The organism is Amycolatopsis albispora, from assembly GCF_003312875.1.
Lineage (GTDB): Bacteria > Actinomycetota > Actinomycetes > Mycobacteriales > Pseudonocardiaceae > Amycolatopsis > Amycolatopsis albispora.
Window position 1 is genome coordinate 1275165 of record NZ_CP015163.1, and the last position, 21861, is coordinate 1297025.

The 21861-nt window shown below is 70.7% G+C and carries 26 protein-coding genes; 15 read left to right on the forward strand and 11 right to left on the reverse strand.

The annotated features are described in order from the left end of the window. The first annotated feature begins 41 nt into the window (after nucleotides 1-41). Together A4R43_RS06140 and A4R43_RS06145 are read left to right on the forward strand one after the other, a co-directional pair. Nucleotides 42-926, forward strand: a complete 885-nt coding sequence (locus A4R43_RS06140; RefSeq protein ID WP_113691422.1) for an MBL fold metallo-hydrolase — start codon at nucleotides 42-44, stop codon at nucleotides 924-926. Beyond that, entirely contained in the window at nucleotides 917-2059 is a 1143-nt protein-coding gene (locus tag A4R43_RS06145) for a carboxylesterase/lipase family protein (RefSeq protein WP_113691423.1), read from the forward strand. The genes A4R43_RS06140 and A4R43_RS06145 overlap by 10 nt, the downstream gene beginning before the upstream one ends. Here the strand turns inward: A4R43_RS06145 and A4R43_RS06150 are convergent. Further along, nucleotides 2028-2345 carry a hypothetical protein gene (locus A4R43_RS06150; RefSeq protein ID WP_113691424.1) on the reverse strand — a complete coding sequence of 106 codons (318 nt, stop codon included), beginning with the start codon at nucleotides 2343-2345 and terminating at the stop codon, nucleotides 2028-2030. The two genes, A4R43_RS06145 and A4R43_RS06150, sit on opposite strands and share 32 nt — an antisense overlap. A gap of 115 nt (nucleotides 2346-2460) precedes the next feature. On the opposite strand from A4R43_RS06150, the gene A4R43_RS06155 reads away from it, so the two are divergent. Then, a complete protein-coding gene (locus A4R43_RS06155; RefSeq protein ID WP_113691425.1) occupies nucleotides 2461-2730 on the forward strand; it encodes a glutaredoxin domain-containing protein in 270 nt (89 codons plus the stop codon). Nucleotides 2731-3028: 298 nt separating this feature from the next. Here the strand turns inward: A4R43_RS06155 and A4R43_RS06160 are convergent, their stop codons facing one another. Further along, nucleotides 3029-4762 (reverse strand): pyruvate dehydrogenase, encoded by a 1734-nt coding sequence (locus A4R43_RS06160; protein WP_113691426.1) that lies wholly within the window; start codon nucleotides 4760-4762, stop codon nucleotides 3029-3031. 102 nt (nucleotides 4763-4864) lie between these two features. Between A4R43_RS06160 and A4R43_RS06165 the strand changes: the two genes are divergently transcribed. Both A4R43_RS06165 and A4R43_RS06170 read left to right on the forward strand, forming a co-directional pair. Beyond that, nucleotides 4865-5776 (forward strand): LysR family transcriptional regulator, encoded by a 912-nt coding sequence (locus A4R43_RS06165; RefSeq protein WP_113691427.1) that lies wholly within the window; start codon nucleotides 4865-4867, stop codon nucleotides 5774-5776. A gap of 76 nt (nucleotides 5777-5852) precedes the next feature. Further along, nucleotides 5853-6032, forward strand: a complete 180-nt coding sequence (locus A4R43_RS06170; protein ID WP_205215254.1) for a hypothetical protein — start codon at nucleotides 5853-5855, stop codon at nucleotides 6030-6032. A 112-nt stretch (nucleotides 6033-6144) separates the two neighbouring features. On the opposite strand, the gene A4R43_RS06175 is transcribed toward A4R43_RS06170, so the two are convergent. Genes A4R43_RS06175 through A4R43_RS06185 form a run of 3 tightly spaced genes read right to left on the reverse strand, consistent with a single transcriptional unit; the run spans nucleotide 6145 to nucleotide 9528 of the window. Next, a complete protein-coding gene (locus A4R43_RS06175; protein ID WP_113691428.1) occupies nucleotides 6145-6885 on the reverse strand; it encodes a succinate dehydrogenase/fumarate reductase iron-sulfur subunit in 741 nt (246 codons plus the stop codon). Then, a complete protein-coding gene (locus A4R43_RS06180) occupies nucleotides 6882-8813 on the reverse strand; it encodes a fumarate reductase/succinate dehydrogenase flavoprotein subunit (protein ID WP_113691429.1) in 1932 nt (643 codons plus the stop codon). Before A4R43_RS06180 ends, A4R43_RS06175 begins: the two co-directional genes overlap by 4 nt. A gap of 1 nt (nucleotide 8814) precedes the next feature. Next, nucleotides 8815-9528 carry a succinate dehydrogenase cytochrome b subunit gene (locus A4R43_RS06185; protein WP_113691430.1) on the reverse strand — a complete coding sequence of 238 codons (714 nt, stop codon included), beginning with the start codon at nucleotides 9526-9528 and terminating at the stop codon, nucleotides 8815-8817. An 83-nt stretch (nucleotides 9529-9611) separates the two neighbouring features. Here A4R43_RS06185 and A4R43_RS06190 point away from each other — a divergent pair, with 83 nt between their 5' ends. From A4R43_RS06190 to A4R43_RS06205, 4 genes are all read left to right on the forward strand, one after another. After that, nucleotides 9612-10544 carry a LysR family transcriptional regulator gene (locus tag A4R43_RS06190; RefSeq protein ID WP_113691431.1) on the forward strand — a complete coding sequence of 311 codons (933 nt, stop codon included), beginning with the start codon at nucleotides 9612-9614 and terminating at the stop codon, nucleotides 10542-10544. Nucleotides 10545-10592: 48 nt separating this feature from the next. Then, the gene (gene mmuM / locus A4R43_RS06195; protein ID WP_113691432.1) at nucleotides 10593-11474 is read left to right on the forward strand and encodes a homocysteine S-methyltransferase; all 882 of its coding nucleotides are present in this window, start codon (nucleotides 10593-10595) and stop codon (nucleotides 11472-11474) included. Next, on the forward strand, nucleotides 11471-11929 hold the full coding sequence (locus tag A4R43_RS06200) for a MarR family winged helix-turn-helix transcriptional regulator (protein WP_162788338.1): 459 nt from the start codon (nucleotides 11471-11473) through the stop codon (nucleotides 11927-11929). The genes mmuM and A4R43_RS06200 overlap by 4 nt, the downstream gene beginning before the upstream one ends. 63 nt (nucleotides 11930-11992) lie before the next feature. Next, nucleotides 11993-12712 (forward strand): DJ-1/PfpI family protein, encoded by a 720-nt coding sequence (locus tag A4R43_RS06205; protein ID WP_205215255.1) that lies wholly within the window; start codon nucleotides 11993-11995, stop codon nucleotides 12710-12712. Between the two features lie 15 nt (nucleotides 12713-12727). Here A4R43_RS06205 and A4R43_RS06210 read toward each other — a convergent pair whose 3' ends face one another. Continuing rightward, a complete protein-coding gene (locus A4R43_RS06210) occupies nucleotides 12728-13606 on the reverse strand; it encodes an LLM class F420-dependent oxidoreductase (protein WP_113691434.1) in 879 nt (292 codons plus the stop codon). A 128-nt stretch (nucleotides 13607-13734) separates the two neighbouring features. Here A4R43_RS06210 and A4R43_RS06215 point away from each other — a divergent pair, with 128 nt between their 5' ends. Next, complete coding sequence (locus tag A4R43_RS06215; RefSeq protein ID WP_236808796.1) at nucleotides 13735-14475, forward strand: SDR family NAD(P)-dependent oxidoreductase; 741 nt, start codon at nucleotides 13735-13737, stop codon at nucleotides 14473-14475. Here A4R43_RS06215 and A4R43_RS06220 read toward each other — a convergent pair. Further along, nucleotides 14457-15080, reverse strand: a complete 624-nt coding sequence (locus tag A4R43_RS06220) for a TetR/AcrR family transcriptional regulator (RefSeq protein WP_113691435.1) — start codon at nucleotides 15078-15080, stop codon at nucleotides 14457-14459. The genes A4R43_RS06215 and A4R43_RS06220 overlap by 19 nt on opposite strands. Before the next feature lie 70 nt (nucleotides 15081-15150). Between A4R43_RS06220 and A4R43_RS06225 the strand changes: the two genes are divergently transcribed. From A4R43_RS06225 to A4R43_RS06235, 3 genes are all read left to right on the forward strand, one after another. Beyond that, nucleotides 15151-16071 (forward strand): SDR family NAD(P)-dependent oxidoreductase, encoded by a 921-nt coding sequence (locus A4R43_RS06225; protein WP_205215256.1) that lies wholly within the window; start codon nucleotides 15151-15153, stop codon nucleotides 16069-16071. Nucleotides 16072-16114: 43 nt separating this feature from the next. After that, on the forward strand, nucleotides 16115-17401 hold the full coding sequence (locus A4R43_RS06230; RefSeq protein WP_113691436.1) for an MFS transporter: 1287 nt from the start codon (nucleotides 16115-16117) through the stop codon (nucleotides 17399-17401). A 73-nt stretch (nucleotides 17402-17474) separates the two neighbouring features. Then, a complete protein-coding gene (locus A4R43_RS06235) occupies nucleotides 17475-18698 on the forward strand; it encodes a GGDEF domain-containing protein (RefSeq protein WP_162788339.1) in 1224 nt (407 codons plus the stop codon). 313 nt (nucleotides 18699-19011) lie between these two features. On the opposite strand, the gene A4R43_RS06240 is transcribed toward A4R43_RS06235, so the two are convergent. The 3 genes from A4R43_RS06240 to A4R43_RS06250 form a co-directional block, all read right to left on the reverse strand. Beyond that, nucleotides 19012-19425 carry a winged helix-turn-helix transcriptional regulator gene (locus A4R43_RS06240; protein WP_162788340.1) on the reverse strand — a complete coding sequence of 138 codons (414 nt, stop codon included), beginning with the start codon at nucleotides 19423-19425 and terminating at the stop codon, nucleotides 19012-19014. Between the two features lie 246 nt (nucleotides 19426-19671). Further along, entirely contained in the window at nucleotides 19672-19878 is a 207-nt protein-coding gene (locus A4R43_RS06245) for a hypothetical protein (protein ID WP_113691439.1), read from the reverse strand. A 63-nt stretch (nucleotides 19879-19941) separates the two neighbouring features. Further along, nucleotides 19942-20388: a MarR family winged helix-turn-helix transcriptional regulator gene (locus A4R43_RS06250; RefSeq protein ID WP_113691440.1), complete on the reverse strand. Its 447-nt coding sequence runs from the start codon at nucleotides 20386-20388 to the stop codon at nucleotides 19942-19944. A gap of 58 nt (nucleotides 20389-20446) precedes the next feature. On the opposite strand from A4R43_RS06250, the gene A4R43_RS06255 reads away from it, so the two are divergent. Together A4R43_RS06255 and A4R43_RS42570 are read left to right on the forward strand one after the other, a co-directional pair. Next, nucleotides 20447-20830 (forward strand): DUF5313 family protein, encoded by a 384-nt coding sequence (locus A4R43_RS06255; RefSeq protein ID WP_113691441.1) that lies wholly within the window; start codon nucleotides 20447-20449, stop codon nucleotides 20828-20830. A gap of 75 nt (nucleotides 20831-20905) precedes the next feature. Then, on the forward strand, nucleotides 20906-21043 hold the full coding sequence (locus A4R43_RS42570) for a hypothetical protein (protein WP_162788341.1): 138 nt from the start codon (nucleotides 20906-20908) through the stop codon (nucleotides 21041-21043). A 40-nt stretch (nucleotides 21044-21083) separates the two neighbouring features. Here A4R43_RS42570 and A4R43_RS06260 read toward each other — a convergent pair whose 3' ends face one another. Further along, entirely contained in the window at nucleotides 21084-21800 is a 717-nt protein-coding gene (locus A4R43_RS06260) for a TetR/AcrR family transcriptional regulator (protein WP_113691442.1), read from the reverse strand. Nucleotides 21801-21861: the final 61 nt, after the last annotated feature.

Here is a 21861-nt window from a genome sequence, read left to right on the forward strand (position 1 = left end):
ACCGATACCGCGGGCGGGGTGCCGGTGGCCAGGCTGGACGCATGGAAACCATCACCTTCGGAGACGTCGATGTCACCCGTGTGGTCGAGCTGCCGGTCACGGGCCTGCCGCGGGAGTTCATCTTCCCGGACGTGCCGGCAGGCAAGTGGCGCGAGCACGAGAACTGGCTGGTGCCCGAGTACTTCGACCCGGTGGCCGACGAGGCCCGCACGATGATCCAGACCTGGCTGCTCCGCAGCGAGGGCCGCACGATCCTGATCGACACCGGTATCGGCAACGGCCGCGAACGCCCGTACATGCCGTTCTTCGCCCACCTGGACACGAACTTCTACGGTGAGCTGTCCACGGTCGTGCGGCCGGAGGAGGTCGACGTGGTGATCTGCACGCACCTGCACGGCGACCACGTCGGCTGGAACACCCGTCTGGTCGATCGGGAATGGCAGCCGACCTTCCCGAATGCCGAATACGTGATCGCGCGCGCCGACTTCGACTATTGGAACCCGGAGAACAACCACAAGACGCGTTCGGGTCGCGGCATGCAGAACGTGTTCGAGGACAGCGTCGCGCCGGTCCACCGCGCCGGTCAGACCGTGCTCTGGGAAGGCGACCACTACGACGTGGACGCCAACCTGCGCATCGAGCTGACGCCCGGCCACACGCCCGGTTCGGCCGTGGTGCACCTGCGTGAGGAGGCGGTGTTCGTCGGCGACGTGCTGCACAGCCCGCTGCAGATCGCCGAACCGGACTGCGGGCCCTGCTTCGACGAGGACGAGGCGCAGGCCAGGGCCACGCGGCGGCGCGTGCTGGAGTGGGCGGCGGATCATCACGCGCTGGTGGTGCCCGCGCACTTCCCCGGGGCGGGCGCGGCCGAGGTGCGGCGCGACGGCGGCAAGTTCGCGGTGAAGGAGTGGGCGGCATGGCGGTGAAGGTCTTCCGGAACATCTCGTACGCGGCACCGCCGGTGGGGGCTCGCCGGTTCGCCGCGCCAGAGCCGGTGGACGGCGCGCCGCGCGAGCACGGCCCGTCGGCGCCCGCACCGGAACGCCGCTTCCCGGTGGACCTGAGCCCGGTGATCGGGGCCGGCTGGGTGCGTGGTGACGACTACCTCACGGTCAACGTGACCACACCGTCCACCACCGGCAGCGCGCCGGTGCTGGTTTTTGTGCACGGCGGCGGGTTCATTTCCGGCACCGGCCAGGCGCCGCTGTACGACGGGACGGCGTTCGCGCGTGACGGCGTGGTCCTGGTGACGCTGAACTACCGGCTCGGCGCGCCCGGCTGGCTGGACCTGCCGGGGGCACCGCGCAACCGCGGCCTGCTCGACGTGGTCGCCGCGCTGCGGTGGGTGCGGGCGCACATCGCCGAGTACGGCGGTGACCCGGACCAGGTCACCGTGTCCGGCCAGTCGGCGGGCGCGATGATCGTCGGCGCGCTGCTGGTCACGCCGGAGGCGCGCGGCTTGTTCCGCCGGGCGATCAGTCAGAGCGGCGGCCTCAGCACGATGACCGGCGCCCAGGCCGCCGAGACCACCCGCGCGCTGGCGGACCGGCTGGGGATCGAGCCGACCGTGGAGGCGTTCGCCGGGATTCCCGACGAACGCCTGGTCGCGGCGCTGACCCAGGTGCCTGGCGGTACCCGCCTGACGCCGCTCGGCGTGGTGCTGGACGAGGTGCCCGCCGCGCACCCGGTCGACGTCCTGGCGGGCACGAACACCGAAGAGTCCCGGCTCTACCAGCTGCCCGAGTACAGCGAGGCCATCGACCGGATGTTCCGCGAGGGCCGCGAGCGGCTGGTCGCGTTGTACGACAAGGCGTTCACCTACGAGTTCGACTGGCGTGACGGCCCGCACGGGGCGTGCCACACCGTCGAGCTGCCGTTTGTGTTCGAGCGCACGGACCTGCCGGAACTGCGCACGCCGGACGGGCTGCTCGGGCCGGTGGTGCCGGACGGGCTGGCCGCCGAAATGCACGGCGCCTGGGTGCGGTTCGTGAAGACCGGCGACCCCGGCTGGACCGGGGAACGGCGGTTCACTGCTGGTAGTGGTAGCTCTGGGCGCTGAACCCGAGGTCGGGGTTCCAGTCCCAGCCCGGCACCTGGTGACTCTGGCCGGTGCAGTCAGTGCCCGCGTACAGGGTCACCGGCTTGGGCGCGGAGATGTCGTAGGAGCGGGAGGGCGGGAGGTGCCAGCAGCCGCTGAAGTAGATGGTGGTCTGGTACCAGGGCCCGCTGAAGCCCGGTTGCGGCCAGAAGCAGCCGTTGTAGATCTTGCTGGCGCAGAGCAGTTCCGGTGTGGCCTGCGCCGGGACGGGGAAGCCGAGGAGGGTGAGCAACGAGAGGATCAGCACCGTTCTTCGTGGTTTCTCATCCGGGGAAGCGTAGCCAGCCGGGCTCGTGATCGGGACTCGAGCGGGCGCCGGGATCGCGTTGAGTACGGTGGAGACGGACCGAGGAGGAGTACGCATGGACCCGATCACCGCCGTTGACCTGTACTGGCGGCCCGGCTGCCCGTTCTGTGTGGACCTGATGGCCAGGTTGAGCCGCAGCGACCTCCCGGTGCGCGAGTTCAACATCTGGGAGGACGACGAGGCCGCCGCGCGAGTGCGGGCGGTCGCGGACGGCAACGAGATCGTGCCGACGGTGTTCGTGGGCGGGCACAGCATGATCAATCCGAGTTTTGGGGAGATTGAGGCGGCTGTGCGGGCGCATGCGCCGGAGTTGCTGGCGTCGTAGGTTTTTTTGGGGGCGTGGGCCACCCCGGTTGATCATTGTGACGACGGCGAAGAACCCCTTGTCAAGGCTGGGAAGAGTACCTTGACAAGGGGTTCTTCGCCGTGTTTTGGGCTGTGGACCGGGGATGGGGGAGGGCTGGGTGGGCGTGTGGTCGGCTGCCGTTGCCGGGTTGCGGTGGGGTGACTGAGGTTGGCGGTCGGCTGTCGTTGTCGGGCGCCGGTGGGAGTGGGCGAGTGTCACGAATGTGGCTTTCGGGGCCGAATCCGCCCCCAAAGCCACATTCGTGTCCAACCTGCGGTCAGGGGCGCGGAGCGTTGCGCAGGTTGCTCCGCGCCATGTCGACCATTTTGCCGACCCCGCCGTTCAGCACGGTCTTGCTCGCGGCCAGCGCGAAGCCGCGCACCATCTCGCCGGTGATCTTCGGCGGGATCGACAGTGCGTTCGGGTCGGTGACCAGCTCGACCAGTGACGGGCCGCGGTGGTCGAACGACTTTCGCAGCGCGCTCTCGATCTGCGCCGGGTCCTCCACCCGGATCGCGTGGATGCCGCAGGCCTCGGCGATCGCGGCGAAGCTGACCGGGACCTGGTCCGTGCCGTAGTCGGGCAGGCCGTCGACCAGCATCTCCAGTTTGACCATGCCCAGCGTGGAGTTGTTGAACAGCACCACCTTCACGCCGATGTCGTACGCCGACAGGGTGAGCAGGTCGCCCATCAGCATGGCCAGCCCGCCGTCGCCGGAGAGGGAGACCACCTGGCGGTCCGGCTGCGCCAGTTTCGCGCCGATGGCGTGCGGCAGGGCGTTGGCCATGCTGCCGTGGCGGAACGAGCCGATCACCCGCCGCCGGCCGTTCGGGGTCAGGTACCGTGCGGCCCACACGTTGCCCATGCCGGTGTCCACGGTGAACACCGCGTTGTCGTCGGCCAGCTCGTCGACCAGGTCGGCGGCGTATTCGGGGTGGATCGGCCGGTGGTGGCCGATGCGGGTGGTGTAGGCGTCGACCACCTTCTCCAGCCGCCGCACGTGCTCGCGCAGCATGCGGTCGAGGAAGGTGCGGTCGGGGTTGCCGCGCAGCAGCGGCAGCACCGCTTTGATCGTCTCCTTGACGTCACCGTGCAGCGCCAGCTCCAGCGGGGTGCGGCGGCCCAGGTGCGCCGGGTCGATGTCGATCTGGATGGTGCGTGCCTGCGGCAGGAAGTTGTCGTAGGGGAAGTCGGTGCCCAGCAGCACGATCCGGTCAGCGGCGTGCATCGCGTCGTAGCAGGCGCCGTAGCCGAGCAGCCCGCTCATGCCCACGTCGTACGGGTTGTCGTACTGGATCCACTCCTTGCCGCCGAGCGAGTGCCCGACCGGGGCCGACAGCTTCTCCGCCAGCGCCATCACCTCGTCGTGCGCGCCAGCGGCACCCGCGCCGGCGAACAGCATCACCTTCTCGCCCGAGTCCAGCAGCCGCGCCAGCTCGGCGACCTGGTCGGCGGGCGGAATGGTGGGGGAGGGCTTGACCAGCTGCACCCGCTCGACCCCGGGCACCGGCGCCTTGCGCTCGGAGACGTCCCCTGGAATGGTCAGCACGGACACGCCGCCCTTGCCGATCGCGGTCTGCATGGCGATGCGCAGCAACCGCGGCATCTGCTCCGGCTGCGAGACCAGCTCGCTGAAGTGGCTGCACTCGACGAACAGCCGGTCGGGATGGGTTTCCTGGAAGAAGCCGGTGCCCACCTGCGCGGACGGGATGTGCGAGGCGATCGCCAGCACCGGCGCGCCGCTGCGGTGGGCGTCGAACAGGCCGTTGATCAGGTGCAGGTTGCCCGGACCGCAGCTGCCGGCGCACACCGCGAGCCTGCCGGTGACCTGGGCTTCGGCGGCGGCCGCGAAGGCGGCGGTCTCCTCGTGCCGGACGTGGACCCACTCGATGCCGTCGGTCCGGCGGACCGCGTCCACGATCGGGTTGAGGCTGTCGCCGACAATGCCGTAGATCCGCTCCACCCCGGCCTCTCGCAGCGTGCGGACCAGCTGCTCGGCCACTGTTGCCATCTCTGGGACCTCCTTCGCTCGGTACCTCCAGGTTCACCCCGGCGACGGCATGTGTCCAATGCCTGAGGTTCACCTGAACCATGCGCTGGCAGTATGGATGGCATGGAACTCCGAGTGCTGCGCCTGTTTCGCGAGGTGGCCGAAGGGGCGACGGTGACCGACACGGCAACCCGGGCGAGTGTCACCCAGCCGGCGCTTTCGCGCGCGCTGAAACGGCTGGAGCACGAGGTGGGTGCCGAGCTGTTCCAGCGGTCGGGCCGCGCGCTGCGGCTGACCCCGGCCGGTCGCGCCTTCAAGCAGCACGCCGACGCGGTGCTGGAGAACTACGACCTCGGGGTGCGGGCGGTCGGCGAGCTGGTCGACCCGGAGACCGGCGTGGTGACGCTGGCGTTCCTGCACACGCTCGGCACCTGGCTGGTGCCGCCGGTGCTCAGCGGGTTCCGCCGTCGTTATCCACGCGTGCGGTTCGAGCTGCGGCAGCACGGCGAGGCCGGGCTCACCGCCGAACTGCTCGACGGCACCGCGGACCTGGTGCTCACCAGCGGCGATCCGGGCGATACGCGCATCACCTGGCAGCGCCTGCTGGTGCAGCCGCTGCGGGTCGCCGTGCCGCCGTCACACCGGCTGGCCAAGCGCAGGCAGGTCCGGCTCGCGGAACTGGCGGGTGAACCGTTCATCCTGCTGCGCAAGGGGTACGGGCTGCGCGACACCACCGAGGCGCTGTGTGCCCAGGCCGGGTTCAGCCCGATCGTCGGCTTCGAGGGCGACGAGGTGGAGACGCTGCGCGGCCTGGTGACCGCGGGGCTCGGCGTGGCGTTGCTGCCGCTGCCGCACACCGCGATGTTCCCGCCGTCACCGGCCGAGCACCCGGCGCCGCACCTGCGGGTGTCCGATGTGGTCTGTGCGCGGGACATCGGTATCGCCTGGCCGTCGGGGCGCGAGCTGCCGCCGGTCAGCGAATCGTTCCGGCAGCACGTGCTGGCGACCGCGCCCCGCGCCCTGCCGGAGGACTAGGGTGCTGGGGGTCGGGAGGCGGTCGTGACGGAGATGCACGGAGACGAGACGTTCGCGGCGGAGCTACGGCCGCTCCGTGGGCGCCGGTCTTGATGCGGATTTTGAGATCGGTTCCGTCTCGAAGGGGATCACCGGCCTGCTGTACGCCGATTCCCTCGAACGTGGCGAGGTCACGCCCTCGACCACGCTCGGTGAACTGCGGACCAGCTGGCACCCGGCGCGCTGTCCGGATCGGCGCGGCCTGGCTCATCCTTGAGCACAAGGGCCGCCTCGTCACCTGGCACAACGGTGGCACCGGCGGGTTCCGCAGCTGGCTGGGATTCGACCCTGCTCGCGCGGCTCACCGCAGAAGCGTTGTCGGCCACGCGCTAACGGCGTCGCGAAGCACGCAGGAACTCGCGGTTGAGGTTGGCGATGCTGGTGAACGGGATGCCCTTCGGGCACGCCGCCACGCATTCGCCGACGTTCGTGCAGCCGCCGAAGTCCTCGGCGTCCATCGTCTCCACCATGTCGAGGACCCGCTGCTCGCGTTCCGGCGCGCCCTGCGGCAGCACGTTCAGGTGGGCCACCTTCGCCGCGGTGAACAGCATCGCCGAGCCGTTCGGGCAGGCCGCCACGCAGGCACCGCAGCCGATGCAGGTGGCGTTGTCGAAGGCCAGGTCGGCGTCCGGCTTCGGCACCGGGGTGGCGTGCGCCTCGGGGGCGGCGCCGGTGGGCGCGGTGACGTACCCGCCCGAGCCGATGATCCGGTCGAACGCCGAGCGGTCCACCACCAGGTCCTTGACCACCGGGAAACCCTTGGCGCGCCACGGTTCCACGTCGATCACGTCGCCGTCGCGGAACGAGCGCATGTGCAGCTGGCAGGTGGTGGTCCGCTCCGGGCCGTGTGCCTCGCCGTTGATCACCACCCCGCACGAGCCGCAGATGCCCTCGCGGCAGTCGTGGTCGAAGGCCACCGGCTGTTCGCCCCGCTCGACGAGTTCTTCGTTGAGCACGTCCAGCATTTCCAGGAAGGACATGTCCGGGCTGATGCCGTCGACCGGGTAGGTGACCATGCCGCCTTGGTCGGCGGGGCCGGACTGGCGCCAGATGCGCACGGTGAGCTTCACGTGTAACTCCGCTGGGTGGGGTGTACGTAGTCGAATTCGAGGAATTCCTTGTGCAGCACGGGCTTCTCGCCGTGGTACTGCCACGCGGCGACGTAGCTGAACCGCTCGTCGTCGCGTTGCGCCTCGCCGTCGGGAGTCTGGTGTTCCTCGCGGAAGTGCCCGCCGCAGGATTCCTCGCGGACCAGTGCGTCGAGCAGCATCAGCTCGCCGAACTCGAGGAAGTCGGCGACCCGGCCCGCCTTCTCCAGTTCCTGGTTCAGCTCGGCGCCCGTGCCGGGGATGCGCACGCGCCGCCAGAACTCCTCCCGCAGCGCCGGAAGGCGTTCGAGCGCCTTGCGCAGCCCGGTTTCGTTGCGGGCCATGCCGCAGTGGTCCCACATCAGCATGCCCAGTTCGCGGTGGAAGGAGTCCACCGTGCGATCACCCCGTACCGCGAGCAGCCGCTCCACCCGCGAGCGCACCTCGGATTCCACTTCGGACACCGCGGGATCGTCCGGTGCCACGGTTTCGAAGCTGCCGCCGGCCAGGTAGTCGTTGATCGCCGGTGGCAGCACGAAGTAGCCGTCGGCCAGGCCCTGCATCAGCGCGGAGGCGCCGAGTCGGTTCGCGCCGTGGTCGGAGAAGTTGGCCTCCCCGACGGCGAACAGGCCCGGAATGGTGGTCTGCAGGTCGTAGTCCACCCACAGCCCGCCCATGGTGTAGTGGATCGCTGGGTAGATGCGCATCGGCACCTCGTACGGGTTCTCCGCGGTGATGCGCTCGTACATGTCGAAGAGGTTGCCGTACTTGGCTTCGATAGCCGGGCGGCCGAGGCGCGCGATGGCGTCGGCGAAGTCCAGGTACACGCCGAGCCCGCCGGGGCCGACCCCGAATCCGGCGTCACACATGTTCTTCGCCGCCCGCGAGGCGATGTCCCGCGGTACCAGGTTGCCGAAGCTCGGGTACAGCCGTTCGAGGTAGTAGTCGCGTTCGGACTCCGGGATGCGGTCCGGCGGGCGGTCGTCCCCGGCGCGCTGGGGCACCCAGATGCGCCCGTCGTTGCGCAGCGACTCGCTCATCAGCGTCAGCTTCGACTGGTGCTCGCCCGAGCGCGGGATGCAGGTCGGGTGGATCTGCGTGAAGCACGGGTTGGCCAGGTAGGCGCCGCGCTTGTGGGCCCGCCAGATCGCGGTGGCGTTGGAGCCCTTGGCGTTGGTGGACAGGTAGAACACGTTGCCGTAACCGCCGGTGGCCAGCACCACGGCGTCGGCGAGGTGGCTGGTCACCTCGCCGGTGATCAGGTCGCGCGCGACGATGCCGCGGGCCTTGCCGTCCACCACGATCAGGTCGAGCATCTCGGTGCGCGCGTGCAGTTCCACGTTGCCCGCGTCGATCTGCCGGGACAGCGCCTGGTAGGCGCCGAGCAGCAGCTGCTGGCCGGTCTGCCCGCGGGCGTAGAAGGTGCGCTGCACCTGGACCCCGCCGAACGAGCGCGTGTCGAGCAGGCCGCCGTACTCGCGGGCGAACGGCACGCCCTGCGCCACGCACTGGTCGATGATCTGCCCGGAGATCTGCGCCAGCCGGTACACATTGGACTCACGGGAGCGGAAGTCGCCGCCCTTGACCGTGTCGTAGAACAGCCGGTACACCGAGTCGCCGTCGTTGCGGTAGTTCTTGGCGGCGTTGATCCCGCCCTGCGCGGCCACCGAATGCGCGCGGCGCGGCGAATCCTGGAAGCAGAACTGGATGACGTGGTACCCCTGCTCGGCCAGCGTCGCGCCCGCCGAACCGCCGGCCAGGCCGGTGCCGACCACGATCACCCGGTGCTTGCGGCGGTTGGCCGGGTTGACCAGCTTCGCGGTGAACTTCCGCTCGTCCCAGCGGCGCTCGATCGGGCCGTCCGGTGCCTTGGTGTCCGCGATCGGCTCACCGAGTTCGTACTCGTGCATGTCACTCCACCATCCCTGTCATCACGGCGATCGGCACCAGCAGGAAGCCCGCGGTGATCACGAAGGCGAGCGTGGACCCGGTGATCTTGAGCGCGCGCCGCCGCGCCGGGCGGTTCACGCCGAGGGTCTGCGCGGCGCTGAAGAAGCCGTGGTTGATGTGCAGGCCGACCAGGATGACCGGCACGAAGTAGATCAGGTTGATCCACCAGACCTGGAAGTTGGCGACCACGTTGTGGTACGGGTGGTGCGGCACGAAGTCCTGGTGCACCGCGCCCACCGTCAGGTCGAGCACGTGCCAGACGACGTAGAAGGCGATGATCACGCCGCCCCAGCGCATGGTCCTGGTGGCGAAGGTGGCCTTCGGGCGCCTGCCGTGCACGTAGCGGACCGGCCGTGCCCTGCGGTCGCGCCGGGACAGTTGCGCGGCCGCGACGATGTGCAGGACCAGCGCGATCAGCAGCCCGGTGCGCTGGATCCACAGGTACCACTCGTGGTGCAGCACGGGCGCGCCGATGGTGCGCAGCCAGGCGGAGTACGCGTCGAACTCGCCGGGGCCGAAGAAGATCTTCAGGTTGCCGACCATGTGTGCCAGCAGGAAGGCGACCATGAGCAGCCCGGTGACCGCCATCACCGCCTTCTTGCCGATGGTCGATCGCCAGAATTCCAGTACTGCCGGGCGTTTTCGCGCCGCCGGTGGCGCGGGTGCGACTACCACGGTTCCGACGGTAGGCCGGGGTGGTTCCAGAGGGCAAACAGATCTTGGCTCTGGTGACGAGAGGCTGTGCCTATGATGGAGGGGTGCAGTTCCATCAGCTGGCGTACTTCGTCGCGGTTGCCGAGACCCGCCACTTCACCCAGGCCGCCGAGCGGATGCGGGTGGCGCAGCCGTCGCTGTCGCAACAGGTCAAGGCGCTCGAACGCGACGTCGGCGCGACGCTGTTCCACCGCATCCGCGGCAACGTCACGCTCACCGAGGCGGGGGAGACGCTGCTGCCGATCGCGCGCCGGATCCTCGCCGAGACCGAGGCGGCCTACCGGGCGGTGCGGGAGCTGGACGAACTGGGGCGGGGGCGCGTCCGCTTCGGGGCGACGCCCAGTCTGTGCACCGGTGTGCTGCCGCGCCTGCTGGCCACCTTCCGCGGCAAGTACCCGGGCATCGAGCTGGTGCTGCAGGAGGGCGGTTCGCGGGACCTTCAGGCGGCGCTTTCGGAGGGCACGCTGGACCTGGCGATGATCGTCGACTCGCGGGTGCACGACGATCCGCGGCTGTCGACCGTGCCGTTGTTCGTCGAGGAACTGGTGGTGATCTCACCGAAGGAGGCGCCCGCGCCGGTGCCGGGAGCGCGGATGAAGATCCGCGATCTGCGCGGGCATCCGCTGGTGATGTTCCGGCGTGGTTACGACCTGCGCGAGGCGACCATGGAGGCGTGCCGCGCGGAAGGCTTCGAGCCGGATTTTGCCATCGAGGGCGGGGAAATGGACGCGGTGCTGGAATTCGTGCGTGCCGGGATCGGGCTGGCCGTGGTGCCGGGCACGGTGGTGGGCGACCGGTTCCGCATCACCCGGTTCGGCCCGCCCGGCCTGACCCGCACGGTGCGACTGGCCTACCGGCGCGATGTGGAACCGTCGCGAGCGGTCCGCGCCCTGCGGGACGCCGTGCCGCGCCTGCTGTACCAGGCCACGGCGGCGACCACCGGAGAAACACTCACGCGCATTATCCAGCTGGACTAGCGGGGGCATGGGCGGCGCACCCGGTTAGGCTGCGGAAGGGAGGTACGGATGGACTTTTCGGCACGGCCGCTGGTGCTCGACGGCGGTTTGTCCAATCAGCTGGAGGCCGCGGGGCACGACCTCGGCGGGGCATTGTGGTCGGCCAGGTTGCTGCTCGACGAGCCCGAGGCGATCACGGCCGCGCACGAGGCGTATTTCCGCGCCGGGGCCGAGGTGGCGACGACCGCCAGCTACCAGGTCAGCTTCGAGGGCTTCGCCGCCGCCGGGGTGGAGGCGTCGGGGACGGTGAAGGCGTTGCGGCGCAGCGTCGAACTCGCCAGGGACGCCGCGGACCGTGTCCGAAGTGGACTCCTCGTTGCAGCATCGGTCGGGCCCTACGGGGCGATCACCGCCGACGGGGCGGAGTACCGCGGCCGATACGGGCTCAGCAAAGCCGAGCTGACCGCCTTCCACCGGAAACGCCTGGACGTGCTGGTGGCCGCCGGGCCGGATTTGCTGGCCGTGGAGACCATCCCGGACCTCGACGAGGCCGAGGTGCTCGCCGGGCTGGTCGCCGAATACGGCGTGCCGGCCTGGCTTTCGTACACTGTGGACGGTGAGCGGACCAGGGCAGGGCAGCCGCTGGCCGAGGCGTTCGCCGTCGCCGCCGGGGTGGAGCGGATCGTGGCCACCGGGGTGAACTGCAGTTCCCCGCGTGACACCGGCGCGGCGATCGGGCTGGCCGCGAGGGTGTCCGGCAAGCCGGTCGTCGCCTATCCGAACAGCGGGCAGAGCTGGGACGCCGAAGCCAGGACCTGGCGGGGCGAACCGGTTTTCGCGCCGGTCCGGGACTGGGTCGCCGAGGGCGCGCGGCTCATCGGCGGCTGCTGCCAGGTCGGCCCGGAGCGCATCCGCGAACTCGCGACCGCCGTGAGAGCATTCCGCCGGTGACGGTACGAGCTGGTGAGAGCGAGCAGATGGACCAGGACCCACCGCGGCTGACGGCGTCGCTGGCGCTGAACCTGATCGCCGCCGGACGGGAAGCGCAGCGCCGGATCGAGCAGGCGCTGGCACCACACGGCCTGACGCTGCGGCACCTCGGCGCGCTCGGGCACCTCGCCCGGCGGCCCGATCTGTCCTACAGCGACCTGGCCCGCCGCGCGGGCATCACCGCGCAGAGCATGCACGCCACCGTGCGCCTGCTCCAGGACGCGGGTGCGGTCGCGGACGCCCCGGTCGAGCGCGGCAAGAAGGCCCGGCTGGAGGTCACGCCGCGCGGTCGCGAACTGCTGGACGAGGTGGCCGCCGCGCTGGAGCGGATCGACGCGGAACTCCTCGACGGGCTGACCGCCGAACAGCAGGCCGCTGTCCGCCAGTTCGTGCGGTCCTTCACCCCGGTGCCTTAGCTTCAGGCGAACTGTAAGCCAGGCTGATACTCTCTCGGTGACCAACCCATCGAGGAGGCATCAGTGAGCACAGTGAAAACCGAGCACCTGGCCATTCCGGACGGCGAACTGCCCGGCCTGACCGTGGCGATCCTGGTCGCGCCCGGCTACATGCCGGTGGACATCATCGGCGTGCACACCGCGCTCGGCCTGCTGCCGAAGGTCGAGCTGCACCTGGTCTGGAAGAACACCGACGAGTTCACCGGCCTGCCGACCTTCCCCACCCGCCCGACCACCACCTTCGCGGACTGCCCGCGTGACGTGGACGTGCTGTTCACCGGAGCCGTCCCGCCCGAGGTCTTCCAGGACGCCGAAACCCTGGCGTTCCTGGCCGACCGCGGCAGCCGGGCGCGCTGGGTGGCGGGCTCCTGCGCCGGTGCGCTGCTGCTGGGCGCGGCCGGGCTGCTCAAGGGCTACCGGGCCACCACCAACTTCCACGTGACCCACCTGCTCGCGCACTACGGCGCGAGCTTCGAGCCGGGCAACGTGGTCGAGGACCGCAACCGGCTCACCGCGGGCCCGGCCACCGGCGGGTTCGAGATCGCCTTCCGCATCATCCAGGACGTCTACGGCGACGACATGGCCCGCGAAACCATTCTGCAGACCGAATACGCGCCGAAGCCGCTGTTCGACACGGGCACCGTCGAACTCGCCGGGCCGGAGCTGACCGCCCGCGCGCGGGAGCACCTCCGCCCGATGACCGAGGCGGTGGAGCGAGCCGTGCTGCGGACACCGGCCGCCTGACCTGACAGGCGCGGCTCAGGAACCGAGTTCGGCGAGCCGCGGGACCGCCGGCGCCAGCTGCTCGATCCAGGTGGCCGGGGCGCCGGTGGTCGGGGTGACGATCACCGACTGGACCCCGATTTCGGCGTAGGGCGCCATCGAGGCGACGAACTCGTCCAGCTTGCCGGGCTCCGGCCGCGGGTTGTTCGCGATGATCGTCTTCTGGATCGCGGCGTAGTCGGTGCCGACGTCGTCGCAGTGCTTCCGCAGCACGTCGAGCTTGTGCTTGACGTCCTCCGGCGAGCTGCCGAACAGGTTGCACGCGTCGCCGTACTGCGCCACCAGCCGCAGCGTCTTGCGCTCGCCACCACCGCCGATGAGCACCTTGGGCCGGTTGATCGGCTGCGGCGAGCAGAGCGTCTCGGCGAGCTGGTAGTGCTTGCCCTCGAACGGCCCGTTGTTCCCGGGGTCCCACATCTGCTCGCAGATCCGCAGGGTTTCCTCGAGGCGTTCGAACCGCTCGGCCACCGGCGGGTACGGCACGCCGAGGCCGTGGTGCTCGCGCTCGAACCACGCGGCGCCGAGGCCGAGCACGGCACGCCCGCCGGAGAGCACGTCGAGCGTGGTGACGATCTTCGCGAGCAGCCCGGGGTGCCGGTAGGTCACGCCGGTCACCAGCAGGCCGAGATCGATGGTGCTGGTGTGCGCGGCGAGGAAACCGAGCGTGGTGTAGCCCTCCAGCATGTTGGCTTCGGCGGGCAGCCCGGTCGGCTCGATCTGGAAGTAGTGGTCCATGAAGGACAGCCAGGTGGCCCCGGCCGCCTCGGCCGCGGTGCCCACGCGGGCGAGTTCACCGGCGATGGCGGTGGTGCCGCCCTCGATGTCGAAGATGGGGAGGTGGAAGCCGAGCTCCATGGGGCAGGTCTCCTCGGTGCGGATGGCGTGTTCTTCAACGCTATGACCTGGAGCGCGCTCCAGCGCAAGCCGGAAAACGGCGCGACGGCCCTTGGCCACCCGATGGTGCGTGGGGCAGACTGCGCCGCGTGAAGACCGCGATGATCACCGGGGCCGCGCGTGGCATCGGCGAAGCGACCGCGCGCCGGTTCGCCGCCGATGGCATCGCGGTGGCCCTGCTCGACGTCGACCTGCCCGCGGTGGAAGGGGTCGCCGCCCGGATCACCGAGGACGGCGGCCGCGCGATCGCCGTCCACTGCGACGTCAGCTCGGAAGCGGGCTGGGCGGTGGCGGTCGCGCGGTGCCGCGAGGAACTCGGGCCGGTGGACATCCTGGTGAGCAACGCCTACACGGTCGAAGTGGTGCCCGCGCACGAACTGAGCCTGGCTTCGTGGGAGCGTCAGCTCGCGGTGACGCTGACCGGCGCGTTCCTCGGGTTCAAGGCCTGCCTGGACGACCTGCGCCGGGACGCGCGCGGCGCGGTGGTGCTGACTTCCTCGGTGCACGCGCTGGCCGGGCTGCCCGGCCGGGCGGCCTACGCCTCGGCGAAGGCGGGGCTGACCGGGCTCGCCCGCCAGCTCGCCGCCGAATACGGCACCGAGGTGCGGGTGAACTCGGTGCTGCCGGGGCCGATCCTGACCGCCGCGTGGGACGGCATCAGCGAGGCGGACCGCGTCGCCAGCGCCGCGCAGACCATGCAGAACCGGCTGGGCCGCCCGGAAGAGGTCGCCGCCGCGATCGCGTTCCTGGCCGGAGACGACGCTTCCTACATCACCGGCACCGCGCTGGTCGTGGACGGCGGCTGGAGCACCTACAAAACCTCGTCCTGACCGCGGCGTCCGTCCACATCGGACCTGACGGCGCCCAGTGCGGTGAAGGCGGCTTCGACGGAGCCGGTGAGGCGCCCCGGGTCTTCCTCGCCCAGTTGCCTGCCCGCGTTGAAGCACGCGAGCGCCAGCTGCGGGGCCAGCGCGGCGACCAGCGGTGTGGCGCCGGCCTCCCGCAGGTTCGCGGTGATCGTCTCGGTGAACCGCTGGAGCTTGCGGTTGCCGCGGTCGTGCAGCTCGGGATTCTCGCGCAGCAGCTTCTCGTGGCGCCGGAAGTGCTCGGCGTCCTTGGTCACCTCCGCGCACACCGCGAGCACCGCCAGCCGGATCTGCGCCAGCGCCTGGTCCAGGTCCGGTGCGCTGGTGAGGGAGGCGCGGTGGCGCTCGGCGAGCGCGTCGAGCAGGTCCTGCTCGTCGGCGAAGACGACCTCCTGCTTGTCGCCGAAGTAGCGGAAGAACGTGGTGCGCCCGACCTCGGCCCGCTCGGCGATGTCCGAAACGGTCACCTCACCGAACCCGCGCTCGGCAAAGAGCTCGAACGCGGCGTGGACGATCTGCTCCCGCGCGCGCTGCTGCTTGCGCTCGCGGAGTGGGGCTCGGCCGGTCATGGAACGCAGCCTAGCGCGTCGGTATCGAATTCCGTACGGTACTCAGTACCACTAGATACCGGAGCCCAAAATGTCGCCCAGCACGATCCTGATGACCGGCGGTGGCCGTGGCCTCGGCCGCGCCGCCGCCGAACACCTGCTCACCACCCAACCGGACCGCCACCTGCTGCTGCTCGCCCGTGACGGCGACCGTCTCGTCCGCGAACTGCGCGAGACCACCGGCAGCGCCAACCTCTCCGCGATCACCTGCGACCTGGCTTCGTTCGCCGACATCCGGGCGGCCGCCGAGGAGATCGGCAGGCGGCTCGACGCGGGGGAGATCCCGCCGCTGCGCGACTTCCTCGGCAACGCCGGGCTGCAGATGGCCACGACGACCAGCACCACGGCCGACGGTTTCGAGACCACCTTCGGCGTCAACGTGCTCGCGAACCACCTGCTGCTGCGGCTGCTGCTCGACCGGTTCGCCGCACCCAGCCGCCTCGTGGTGGTGGGCAGCGACGTGCACTTCGGCGACTTCCGGCACAACCTCGGGCTGGTGCCCGCGCCGGTCTGGGCGCCGGTGGAGGAACTGGTCAAGCCCGGCACCGCGACCACCGCCACGGCCGGGCGGCGCGCCTACGCCACCAGCAAGCTCGCCGTGCTCTACCTGGTGCACGCGCTGGCGCGGCGGTTGCCGGACGGCGTGGACGTCTACACCTACAACCCCGGGGTGGTGGCGGGCACCGGGCTCGTCCGCGACGCCGGGCCGGTGACCAGGCGGGTCGCGGGGGCCGTGCTCCAGGCCCTTCGCGTGACGCCGCTGGCGATGGGGCCTGCCGCCGCCGGGCGGCTGCTCGCCGACACCGTGACCGGACCGCGCCCTGGCCCGTCCGGTTCGTACATCGACCGCGGGCGCGTGGTGCCGTCGTCCGCCGAGTCGTACGACGAAGCCCGCGAGGAAGAGGTCTGGCGCGTCGTCGAGCGTATAACGACCAATACAGCGCCGCTCTGAAGTCGGTTATCGTAGTTGACCGGGTACAGAGAGGCAGGGAGCGATGGCCGAGCGCGCAGGACTCCTCGCGCCCCTGCGGGTGCGGGAGTTCCGGGCGCTCTGGTTCGCGGAGCTGCTCTCGGTCGCCGGTGACCAGCTGGCCAGGGTCGCGCTCGCGGTGCTCGTCTTCGACCGGACCGCGTCCGCGCTGCTGACCGCGCTCACCTACGCCCTGACCTTCGTGCCGTCGGTGCTCGGCGGCTTCCTGCTGGCGGGCCTCGCCGACCGGTTCCCGCGGCGCGCGGTGCTGGTGGTGACCGACTCCCTCCGGGCGGGTATCGCGCTGCTGATGGCGGTGCCCGGCCTGCCACTGCCGGTGCTGTGGGCGTGCGCCGCCCTGCTCAGCGTCGCGTCCGGGCCGTTCAAGGCGGCGTCGATGGCCCTGCTGCCGCAGGTGGTGCCGGGTGAGCGGTACCCGCAGGCGCTCGCGCTGCGGCAGGTGACCGGGCAGAGCGCGCAGCTCGCCGGGTTCGCCGGGGGCGGCGCGTTGCTCGTGGTGCTCGAACCGCACGTCGCGCTCGGCCTGAACGCGCTCACCTTCCTGCTCAGCGCGATCCTGGTCCGGGCGGGCGTGCGGCACCGCCCGGCGGCGGCCGCGTCGCGTGCGGAGACCACCGCCGAGGCCGGGAAGGGCGACCGCCGCAAGCTGATCACGTTGTACGCGCTGGTTTCGATGGTCGGCTTGTACGTCGTCCCGGAGGGGCTCGCCGCGCCCTACGCGGACGGCATCGGCGCCGCCGCGATCGGGGTCGGCCTGCTGCTCGCCGCCGACCCGCTGGGCAGCATCGCCGGGGCGTGGCTGGTCGCGCGGATCCGGCTCCCGGCTTCTCCCGGCGTGGCGGCCGGGCTGGCCGCGGCGGGTGGTGTGCCGCTGGTGGTGTGCGACCTCGCGCCCGGGCTGGTGTTGTCGATCTTATGCTGGGCGGCGTCGGGTGTTTTCTCGACGGCGTACCTGATCCAGACTCAGACGATGGTGGTGGATGCGGTGCCGGACCACCGGCTCGGCACGGTGATGGGCCGGATGGCGACCGTGCTCTACTGCTCACAGGGCGTAGCCGTGCTGCTGGCCGGACTCGCCGCGGAGGCGGCGGGCCCGGCCAGGGTGATCGCGGCCGCCGGCGCACTCGCCGTGCTGTCCGCGGCCGCGATCGGCTTGCTGCGGGTCCGCCCCCGGCGCGGGGGCGGACCCGATTCCGATTTCACGGCTCACCAGTCTTTGTTACCCATGGCGGGGACCTCCTCACAGCGAATGGACTGCCGGGACGCAAGCGCACTCAGTATGAAGGTTTGAGGTTCACCGGATGACCGATCAGTCAGTTGCCACTTCCCCTGGCAAAAGGCCCGGGAACTGGAAAGTGTGGACATTGCCGCGGCCCGTGCTCGGATATGTGCTCGGCGTGGAACTCACCGCGCTGCTCGCCGTCGCCGGAACGCTATTTCTCCCGCATGAGCGCATCGGCGGCGACGGGCTCGGCCTGGCCGCCGCGCTGATCGCGCTCGGGATGCTCTCGGCCGAGATGACCCGCGGTGTCGAGCGCATGCGACGGCAGTTCGCCGATGCCCCGCACGTGAACATGACCTCGGTCTGGACCATGGCGGCGGCGCTGCTGGTGCCGCCGGCACTGGCCGCCGCGGTGACCGTGGTGCTGTATCTGCACCTGTGGTGGCGGAGCTGGCGCGATGCCGCCGGAATGCACGCGTTCCGGGTGGTTTTCAGCGCCTGTGTGGTGATCTTGTCCTGCACCGTCGTGGCGCTATTGACCACCGTTTTACCGGGCGGCGGAATTCCCGGCTTCGCCCGCCCGGAAGGGCTGTTCTCGATCATCGCGATCATCGCCGTTTACTGGCTGGTGAATTCCGCGTTGGTGGCGATGGTCATCTGCCTGTCGCGCGGGGAACGCTCGATTCGGCGGCTCGCCGGGGCGTGGAGCGAGAACAGCCTGGAGATCGCCACGCTGTGTGTCGGGGTGCTGGTCGCCGCGCTCGCGCTGTGGCGGCCGTGGCTGGTCGTGCTGGTGCTGCCGCCGCTGTACGTGCTGCACCGGAGCGTGCTGGTACGCCAACTCGAGTACGCGGCGACGACCGATCACAAGACCGGGCTGCTCAACGCGTCGAGCTGGCACAGCCTGGCGGCCACCGAGTTCGAGCGGGCGCGGCGGAACGGCACCGAGATCAGCGTGCTGATGGTCGATCTCGACCACTTCAAGCACGTCAACGACGAACTCGGGCACCTGGTCGGGGACCAGGTGCTGCGCGCGGTCGCCGACCTGATGCGCGCGGAGGTCCGGCGCTACGACCTGTGCGGCCGGTTCGGTGGTGAGGAGTTCGTGGTGCTGCTGCCGGAGACCGGCGTGGCGGGCGCGGCGGAGGTGGCCGAGCGGATCAGGGTGGCCATCCGCGAGCACCGCATGGACGAGGCCGCGGTCGGCGAGCGGGCGGCGCGGCTGCGGCTGACCGTGTCGATCGGGGCGGCGGCGTGCCCGCAGGCGGGGGAGTCGGTGGAGGACGTGCTGCTGGCGGCGGACAATGCGCTCTTCGCCGCGAAGAGCGCTGGCCGGGACAAGGTCCTCTCAGTCGGCCTGCCCTGACTCCGGGGCCGGGGCCGGGGCCGGGGTGTCACGAATGTGGCTTTCGAGACGTTCCGCGTCTCGAAAGCCACATTCGTGACATGCGCCGCAGGCGGCGGGCGTGGGCACCCGGCGGGCGACGTGGACCCGGCGCACGCGGGGCTCGGCGGGGGTGAGATCCGCTCGGCGTGGCTCGGCGGACACGAATGTGGCTTTCGGAGCGTTTTCCGCCCCCAAAGCCACATTCGTGTCCCAGGAGGGCGGCGGCGGGGCGGACCCAGGCCGCGCGAACCTGAGAGCCCGGCGAGTGAGGCGCCCGGCGAGCGCCGGGGCGTCAGCCTGGCTGGCTGGTGCCGATGTTCAGCTTCCGCAGCGCCGCCGCGTCTCCGCCTTCTTCGCTGTATTCGTGTGCCCACTCCAGCAGCGGCCGCACCGCGCGCAGGAGGGCGCGGCCCTTCGGGGTCAGCCGGTACCAGACCGAGCTGAAGTTCCCGCTGCCCGCCCGCCGCTCGATCAGGTCGTGCTCGCGTGCCCGCCGCAGCGTGTCGGTGAGCACGCGGTCCGAGAGCGGCCGCCGGCCCGCGTCGCCGGTGGAGCGGCGTTCGTTGTCGTTGATGGTGGCGAGCAGATCGGTGTACTGCGTCTCGCGCAGCGCGAGCGTGGCCAGCACCGCGATCGTCCACCGGCCGCGGATCACCGCGACGGCGTCGTTGAGCCGCTGCTGGTACGAGACGTCGAACTCCGCCACCGTCCCAGCTAACACGATCGGCCGCCCCGGCCGCCGCCCGGCTGCCGCCAAACGGGTGAGAAGCGGCCCACTGAGCCCTCCCTCAGTGGGCGCCTTACCTTTCCCTCAGCCGGTCGGCACCCGGTATCCAGGGAGGCGGCGCCAGGAGCGGACTGCCTGGCGGCGCAAGGAACGGCGGCTGCCGGGTGCCCATCATTCGGGGGGCTGGTGGGATCGCAGACACCCGGACGGCCGCCGTTCGGCGCCTCACGCGCGGTTGCCGAGCCCGGCGGCGATCTGCCTGGTCAGCACGTCGAGATCGTGCTGGAGCTGGTCGAGGTCACGAGCGTGCTTCTCCAGCCGTCTCCCGTGCCGGGCGAGCTGACGGCCGTACTGGCCGATCTGGGTCCGCAGCCCTTCGAGTGACTCGGTGGGCGCGAACGACTCGGCCTGGTCGGCGTCGGGGTTCGTCATCGGCGGGGACCTCGCAGTGGAACGGGCACAACTCCGGCGACGGAGTACCCAGCCGCGCCCCTGCTAAACCCGCGTCGCCTCGATGACCTTGGTCAGCACCGCGTGCAGCTCCTCCAGTTCGCCCAGCTCCATGCCCAGCTGCTCGACCACGCGGTACGGGATCTTCTCCGCCTCCGCCCGCAGCGCCCGCCCGGCCTCGGTCAGCTCGACCACCAGCTCGCGCTCGTTGCCCGCCTTCCGCCGCCGGGTCAGGTACCCGATGCTTTCCAGCCGCTTGAGCAGCGGGGACAGCGTGGCCGAGTCGTGCCGCAGGGTGGCGCCGAGGTCCTTGACCGTGCGCGGCTCGCTGTCCCAGAGCGCCAGCATCACCAGGTACTGGGGATGGGTGAGCCCGTGCGGCTCGAGCAGCGGGCGGTAGATCGAAATGACCGATCTCGACGCGATGGACAGCGCGAAGCAGACCTGCCGCTCCAGTGCGAGCGGGTTCGGTCCCAGGTCGATCTCGGCCACGGTGTTCCCTCCAGCACACTAATGGTTAACGCGCTAACTGTTAGCGTACGCTACGGCCATGCGGAAGCGACCTGACCCGGTGCGGTGGCTCTGGTACGCGCTCGGCGGGCGGCTGCCCGGCCGCTATCGCGAGTGGGTGCTGCACGACGTCACCGCGAAGACCTGGATCCTGCGGCACGGCCTGCGCAGCACCGTGCTGATCCTGCCGCTGGTCTCGGTGTGGCTGCTGCTGCCCGGCCCGCTCGGCCTGCGGCTCGCGCTGGTGCTGATGGCCGCGCTGGTCGGTTACTTCTACTCCTTCGCCTACGTGGAGGAGAGCGGTGAGCACCGGCTGGCCAAGCACGGTTATCCCCGCGGCACCGGGCGCCGCCTGCGCGCGGAGGCCAAGGAGGCGGCCGAAGCCGAGGTCACCCGCCGCTACCTCGCGCGCTACAGAGATTGACTTATCACTCCCTCACTCGGAGGGTGTTTGGGGCTTGTCGCTGCGGCCCGTGAACCCGTGTCGGAAAATAGGACTATGGCAGTGCGTGAGGGGAAGCAGGGGGCGGACGAAGAGCCGACGCCGATCTACGATTCGGTGGCGGCCGACAAGCGCTCGCCGGACACCGAGCGGTCGGACGACCAGCGGGTTCAGGCGGGGGACAAGACTTCGTAGCGTGCTCACCGCCGCTGACGCCAGTGACCGGGGCGCTCCGTCAGCGGCGGCGCTGCTCGATCAGCGCCTCGATGCCGTCCAAGATGCGGTCGAGGCCGAATTCCACGTCGGCGTCCTGCATGCCGTTCTCGCCGTAGTCGGCGTCGCTGAGCAGGGCGGCGACCCGCGGATAGCCGTGTTCACGCAGGAGCGGCTGCAGGAATTCGTTCAGTGTCTCGGGCGCGCTTGGGCGCACGTCGCGGAGCAGGGCGGCGGTGCTGCGCACCCAGCCGTCGACCAGCAGCACGCAGCCGAGCACGTCGTCCTCGTCGAGCCCGGTGCCCGACATCGCCTCGAGGAAGACCTCCAGCCAGCGCAGCATGTTCGGCGTGGTGGGCCCGCCGCGCACCGGCAGTTCGACCAGCCAGGGGTGCCGACGGCAGCGGTCGAGCTGCGCGTGCGCCCAGGCGGCGACCGCCGGCCGCCAGTCGCCCGGCAGTGATTCCGGCGGCAGGCCCCAGCCCGCCTCGGCCACCAGCACCAGCAGTTCCTCCTTGGACCGCAGGTAGCGGTAGAGCGCGTTGGCGGTGATGCCGAGGCGCTTGGCGATCGCGGGCATGGACAGGGCCTGGTATCCCTCGGCGTCGGCCTGGGCCACGGCGGCGTCCACGATCTGCGCCACGGTGTAGGCCGGTTTCGGCCCGCGGCGCGGGGCCGCGGTGTACCCCCAGGCCAGCGCCGTGCCGGGCGGCAGCAACTCGATCCTGTCCTCGTTCACCGGAACATCCTTGCATCCAGAACTGGTAAAGCCATAAACTGTTCTTGTCATACACAGTTTA

Coding starts and splice junctions, on each gene's coding strand:
- A4R43_RS06140 (WP_113691422.1), top strand. CDS start 42: ATGGAAACCATCACCTTCGGAGACGTCGATGTCACCCGTGTGGTCGAG.
- A4R43_RS06145 (WP_113691423.1), top strand. CDS start 917: ATGGCGGTGAAGGTCTTCCGGAACATCTCGTACGCGGCACCGCCGGTG.
- A4R43_RS06155 (WP_113691425.1), top strand. CDS start 2,461: ATGGACCCGATCACCGCCGTTGACCTGTACTGGCGGCCCGGCTGCCCG.
- A4R43_RS06160 (WP_113691426.1), bottom strand. CDS start 4,762: ATGGCAACAGTGGCCGAGCAGCTGGTCCGCACGCTGCGAGAGGCCGGG.
- A4R43_RS06165 (WP_113691427.1), top strand. CDS start 4,865: ATGGAACTCCGAGTGCTGCGCCTGTTTCGCGAGGTGGCCGAAGGGGCG.
- A4R43_RS06180 (WP_113691429.1), bottom strand. CDS start 8,813: ATGCACGAGTACGAACTCGGTGAGCCGATCGCGGACACCAAGGCACCG.
- mmuM (WP_113691432.1), top strand. CDS start 10,593: ATGGACTTTTCGGCACGGCCGCTGGTGCTCGACGGCGGTTTGTCCAAT.
- A4R43_RS06210 (WP_113691434.1), bottom strand. CDS start 13,606: ATGGAGCTCGGCTTCCACCTCCCCATCTTCGACATCGAGGGCGGCACC.
- A4R43_RS06220 (WP_113691435.1), bottom strand. CDS start 15,080: ATGACCGGCCGAGCCCCACTCCGCGAGCGCAAGCAGCAGCGCGCGCGG.
- A4R43_RS06225 (WP_205215256.1), top strand. CDS start 15,151: ATGTCGCCCAGCACGATCCTGATGACCGGCGGTGGCCGTGGCCTCGGC.
- A4R43_RS06230 (WP_113691436.1), top strand. CDS start 16,115: ATGGCCGAGCGCGCAGGACTCCTCGCGCCCCTGCGGGTGCGGGAGTTC.
- A4R43_RS06245 (WP_113691439.1), bottom strand. CDS start 19,878: ATGACGAACCCCGACGCCGACCAGGCCGAGTCGTTCGCGCCCACCGAG.
- A4R43_RS06255 (WP_113691441.1), top strand. CDS start 20,447: ATGCGGAAGCGACCTGACCCGGTGCGGTGGCTCTGGTACGCGCTCGGC.
- A4R43_RS42570 (WP_162788341.1), top strand. CDS start 20,906: ATGGCAGTGCGTGAGGGGAAGCAGGGGGCGGACGAAGAGCCGACGCCG.